Source organism: Dolichospermum sp. UHCC 0352 (genome assembly GCF_009711925.1).
GTDB classification, from domain to species: Bacteria; Cyanobacteriota; Cyanobacteriia; order Cyanobacteriales; family Nostocaceae; genus Dolichospermum; species Dolichospermum lemmermannii.
In genome coordinates this window covers 1-5,268 of sequence record NZ_VIKY01000301.1, presented here as the reverse complement: position 1 = coordinate 5,268, position 5,268 = coordinate 1, and the positions used below count along the sequence as shown (strand labels likewise).

General features: G+C 38.8%; 5 protein-coding genes. 3 read left to right on the top strand and 2 right to left on the bottom strand.

What is annotated here, in order from left to right; translation table 11 throughout:
* The first annotated feature begins 322 nt into the window (after positions 1–322).
* Positions 323–499 (top strand): 50S ribosomal protein L32, encoded by a 177-nt coding sequence (gene rpmF, locus FJR06_RS21930; RefSeq protein WP_041457480.1) that lies wholly within the window; start codon positions 323–325, stop codon positions 497–499.
* 272 nt (positions 500–771) lie between these two features.
* Here rpmF and FJR06_RS21925 read toward each other — a convergent pair whose 3' ends face one another.
* Positions 772–2,157: an aldehyde dehydrogenase gene (locus tag FJR06_RS21925; RefSeq protein ID WP_168652266.1), complete on the bottom strand. Its 1,386-nt coding sequence runs from the start codon at positions 2,155–2,157 to the stop codon at positions 772–774.
* A gap of 66 nt (positions 2,158–2,223) precedes the next feature.
* On the opposite strand from FJR06_RS21925, the gene FJR06_RS21920 reads away from it, so the two are divergent.
* The gene (locus FJR06_RS21920) at positions 2,224–2,937 is read left to right on the top strand and encodes a rubrerythrin family protein (RefSeq protein ID WP_168652265.1); all 714 of its coding nucleotides are present in this window, start codon (positions 2,224–2,226) and stop codon (positions 2,935–2,937) included.
* A 231-nt stretch (positions 2,938–3,168) separates the two neighbouring features.
* Positions 3,169–3,912, top strand: a complete 744-nt coding sequence (locus tag FJR06_RS21915) for a DUF561 domain-containing protein (RefSeq protein ID WP_168652264.1) — start codon at positions 3,169–3,171, stop codon at positions 3,910–3,912.
* Positions 3,913–4,031: 119 nt separating this feature from the next.
* Here the strand turns inward: FJR06_RS21915 and FJR06_RS21910 are convergent, their stop codons facing one another.
* Positions 4,032–5,180, bottom strand: coding sequence for a DegT/DnrJ/EryC1/StrS aminotransferase family protein (locus tag FJR06_RS21910; RefSeq protein ID WP_168652263.1), 1,149 nt, complete (start codon positions 5,178–5,180; stop codon positions 4,032–4,034).
* Between the last annotated feature and the right edge of the window lie 88 nt (positions 5,181–5,268).

Below are 5,268 nucleotides of genomic sequence, written 5' to 3'. Positions count from 1 at the left end.
CTCAGTCCCTTTAGGGCTGGGTTACTGACAGTGGAGTTTGGCTGTTCTTAGCAGTTCCTTTATGGTTAACGACGGAAGCGATCGCACCAATCTTATCATTAAAAGTCATTCGTCCTCAATGGAAAAAACTTCCTGATCCCCAACAAGCGGGCAATTTACTTCAAAACAGCCCGCTTGTTACTGTTATTTGATCAATAGATGACAAGCATTCCAGTCCTTAATCTTTAGCGATGATTTGGATAACAGTTCTTTTAATAGTCCCATAATGTCAATTGATCGCTTACAATAGGAAGGTTGTCAAGAATCACGATATACCGCTGTCATGGCTGTTCCTAAGAAGAAAACATCAAAATCTAAACGAGATAAACGTCGCGCTACCTGGAGACACAAGGCTGTTGTTGAAGCGCAAAAAGCTCTTTCCCTTGGTAAATCCATTTTGAGTGGCCGTTCTAAATTCGTCTATCCAACGACTGAGGAAGAAGAAACAGAAGAATCTTAAAGAAGAATTCAGTAGTCTCCAATTCAGGAGTTAGAATAAATTTATACTCGTGACGGCTGAGATTTGAATTTTTACAAGATTACTAAAAACCTAAATGTGTAAGGGTTTAGCACTGCGCTTTACCCCTACCTGGAGAATCAAACAATTAAGCCATTTTTTGTATCAATACCTACGAATCAAGGCTTTTTTCAATTTGGCTAAGGTATTGAAGTATAGATTGGGATTCCTAGAAAATCCTCAAGTTAAATTCTGACTCTGTGATTCCTGGAATTTTAAATGCCAATAATTTTTTTCAACAGCGATAATTTACCTTGATAGGGTGCGTATCGCCAATTTATATCTAAACGAAATGAGTTTTGCAAGACACTTTTGTCATGAGAAAAAGTGTCAAAACCAGCTTTACCGTGATAGCTACCCATCCCACTATCACCCACACCCCCAAATGGTAAAGAAGAAACAGCAACCTGCATTACTGTGTCATTAATACATACTCCCCCAGATGATGTTTCCTGTAAAATGCGGTTTTGCAGGTTTTTGTTTTGGGAAAATAAATATAAAGCCAGGGGTTTTGGTCTAGAGTTAATCAAAGTAATAGCTTCATTAATATCAGTATATTCAATGATTGGTAAAATTGGCCCGAAAATCTCCTCTTGCATAACTGCATCTTCTAGAGAAACATTTTCTAATAAAGTAGGAGCAATATAAAGTTCTTGAGGTTTAGTTTCTCCCCCAATGATTACTTTACCACATTTGAGTAAATTAGCTAATCTGTCAAAATGTTTTTGATGAATAATTCTGGCATAATCGGGACTATTAGCCGGATTTTCACCATAAAATTCTTTGAGACATTTTTGCAAAGCATTAACTAAATTTGGTTTAATTTTAGCATCTACCAACAAATAATCCGGGGCAATACAAGTTTGTCCAGCATTAATAAATTTACCCCAAATAATGCGTTTGGCGGTATGTTCTAGATTGATATCTGTATCAATGATGCAAGGACTTTTCCCCCCCAATTCCAAAGTCACTGGAGTGAGATGTTTTGCAGCAGCTTCCATGACGATTTTACCAATGGCTGTCCCACCCGTAAATAAGATGTGATCAAATTTTTCTGCTAGTAACTGTTGACTAGTTTCGACTGCTCCAGGGACAACTGTAATATATTCTGGATCAAAGTATTTATGAATAAGTTCTGTGATTAAATTGGAAGTATGAGGCGCAAGTTCTGAAGGTTTAATGATGGTACAATTTCCCGAAGCAATCGCCCCAACCAAAGGTGAGATAATTAACTGAAAGGGATAATTCCAAGGACTAATAATTAAAATTACTCCTAACGGTTCTGGATATATTTTAGCCGAGTATGGAAATAAGTCTAAAGGAACGGCTGCTTTTTTGGGTTTTGTCCAAGTATTGATATGTTTGAGAGCATAATCAATTTCTTTATTCACACCGATTTCTGTAGCGTAACTCTCAAATTCTGGTTTACGTAAGTCGGCTTTTAATGCTTGAATAATTGCTGTTTTATTCTCAATTACTAATTGTTTGAGGATTTTGAGTTGTCCAATCCGAAAAGTAACATTTTTCGTTTTACCAGTTTGGAAAAACTGCCGTTGTTTGGCAATAATCTCGACGCATTTTGGTAATTCGTTAGTAATCATTTTAACCAAATTTTAAAGTATATGTTTTAATATAATGCAATAACCTCTCATAGAGATTCACCAATTATGGATTTGTCCAATTTTACTACACTACAAAATTTAGAATCAGCCTTTGGTGGGGAATCAATGGCAAATCGTAAATACCTATTTTTTGCAGCAGTAGCACGTAAACTGGGTTTTTCCGATTTAGCGAAACTTTTTAAAGAAACAGCAGATCAAGAAACTGAACACGCTTTTGCACATTTTGAATTATTACATCCAGAACTTGTAGTTAAAGACGCAGCGGTTTTAACTGATGCACAAAAACGGGAAATTATCTCTCGTTGTTTGTCTTTAGCGATCGCAGGTGAAACCTATGAATATACAACAATGTATCCTGAATTCGCTGCTGCTGCCCAAACTGATCGAGATCATCCCGCAGCGGCAGAATTTCTCCAACAAGCTCAAGAATCTAGTGATCATGCTAACACATTTCGCACCGCAGCCCATCGTTTTGGATTACTTAAATTCATTGAAAATCATCACGCAGATCGCTACACTGAAGCCTTAGAAGTATTAAACGGTGGAGAAGCTGTCACCAGAGTTGTCAGTGAAGATCCGCAAACGCAAAAATGGATTTGTAGACAATGCAGTATGATTTACGATCCGGTTACTGGTGATCCTGATTCGGGAATTGCACCAGGTACACCGTTTGCAGATATTCCTGATGATTGGAATTGTCCTATTTGCGGTGCGACGAAAAAGACTTTTAAGCCCCTTGAGGAAAAAGTTGCTGTTTAAGATAAGTAAATGTCGAAGTTTTATTTGATTCCAAGTACAGGCAAAATATAAGTTATTGGTGTCAGGTCATTAAAAACACATCTGCCAGTAGTATCCATAATTACAGACACTTCACTACTATCTAATTGAGGAAATTACTGGAGTGAAGTGGACTGAATTTTTTTCAAAATTAAATATTGCTATATTTAGTGTAAAAATATTCCTACTGAAATAAGCTGCAAAAGAAAAATTATGACTATGTATCCTAACCTCAACCGGGCATTTGCTCATCCTGTACTAAAGGTAATTAGCGGGTTGAATAATTTCAATGCTGCTAGTGTGGCTGCAACTGTAAAAGCGGCTGATTTGGGTGGTGCGACTTTTGTGGATATTGCTGCTGATGTGGATTTGGTAAGATTGGCGAAAAGCTTGACTAAGTTACCTATTTGTGTATCTGCGGTTGAACCAGAGAAGTTTGTCACTGCTGTGGCTGCTGGTGCGGATTTGATTGAAATTGGTAATTTCGATTCTTTCTACGCCCAAGGACGCAGATTTGAAGCTGCTGAGGTTTTGGAACTAACTCGCCAAACCCGTGCCTTGCTGCCAGAAATTACGCTATCTGTGACTGTTCCCCATATTCTCACCTTAGACCAACAGGTACAACTGGCTGAAGATTTGGTGAAAGCTGGTGCTGATATTATTCAAACTGAAGGTGGTACTAGCAGCAATCCTATTCACCCTGGTACTTTGGGTTTAATTGAAAAGGCTGCTCCTACTTTAGCCGCTGCTTATGAAATTGCCCGTGCGGTTTCTGTACCTGTACTGTGTGCTTCTGGTATTTCTAATGTTACTGCACCTTTAGCGATCGCTGCTGGTGCATCTGGTGTTGGTGTCGGTTCGGCTATCAACCAACTCAACAGCGAAATCGCTATGATTGCTGCCGTGCGGAGTTTAGTAGAAGCTTTAGCGACTGCAAATACTCGCACATTTGCGTAAAAGGAAGGAGTTCAGGAGTTCAGGAGAAAGAAGAAAGGAGAATATAATTCTCCCCCTGTTCCTCTGTTCCCCTGTTCCTCTGTTCCTCTGTTCCTCTGTTTCTTCGCACTTTGACAAATTCAAGATAAACAATTTTTCAAAGTATCAATGACTTTATCTTGTTGTTCTTGCTCCAATTCGGGGAACATGGGTAAAGATAAAACTTCTTGACTTGCTTGCTCTGCTACTGGCAATTGTCCTGGTTGATAACCTAAATTTTTATATACTGGTTGCAAATGCAAAGGTAAGGGATAGTAAATCATGGAATTAACACCCTGTTCCTGCATTTGGTTTTTTACGGAATCTCGATATTTACCACTTGCACCATTACGTCTTTCTCCAGAGATGCGAATGGTGTATTGATTCCAAACACCAACTCCGGAGGTAAATTCCTGGGGGACAATGATATCAGAAAGTTGACTGAGGTGTTGGTAATAATAATCAGCGATTTGCTTGCGTCTGTTATTCCAAAGATCGAGATAGCGGAGTTTAATTTGCAGAATTACGGCTTGAATAGCATCTAAACGACTATTGACACCGATTTCTTCATGAATATATCTAACCTGACTCCCATGTTCCCGCAAAATTCGCAATTGAGTAGCGATCGCTGGATCATTTGTGGTAATTGCCCCACCATCACCGCAACCACCGAGATTTTTGGTAGGGTAGAAACTAAAACAACCAATATGTCCAATACTCCCAACTTTTTGATTTTCCCAACTTGCACCGGTAGCTTGAGCGCAATCTTCAATTACTGCTAAATTATGAGCTTTGGCAATTTCCATTAATCCTGTCATATCTACAGGGAGTCCAAATAAATGCACTGGCATAATTGCCTTGGTTTTTGCTGTAATCGCTGCTGCTACTTTTTCTACATCTAAATTAAACGTAGTCGCATCAATATCTACAAATACTGGTATTGCTCCAACGGCACTGATAACTTCTGTTGTCGCAAAAAAAGTAAATGGTGTGGTAATAACTTCATCACCTGCCCCAATTCCTAAAGCGCGTAATGCTAAAAATAGGGCATCAGTACCAGAGTTACAAGCTACGCATTCGCTTACGCCATTATAAGCTGCAAACTGTTGTTCAAAATCTGTAATTGCTGGACCACCAATATAACGCCCAGAAGCCAGAACCGCTAAGACAGCAGCACTTACTTCAGTTTCAATGGTGGCATATTGTTGTTTAATATCAAAGGCCGGAATCGAATTTACACTTTTAATCATGAGTTTTTATTTGTCAGTTGTCAGTTGTCAGTTGTCAGTAGGGGCGAAGCATTTGGAAGGTAAATTATCGGTCATTGCCAAAAATAGT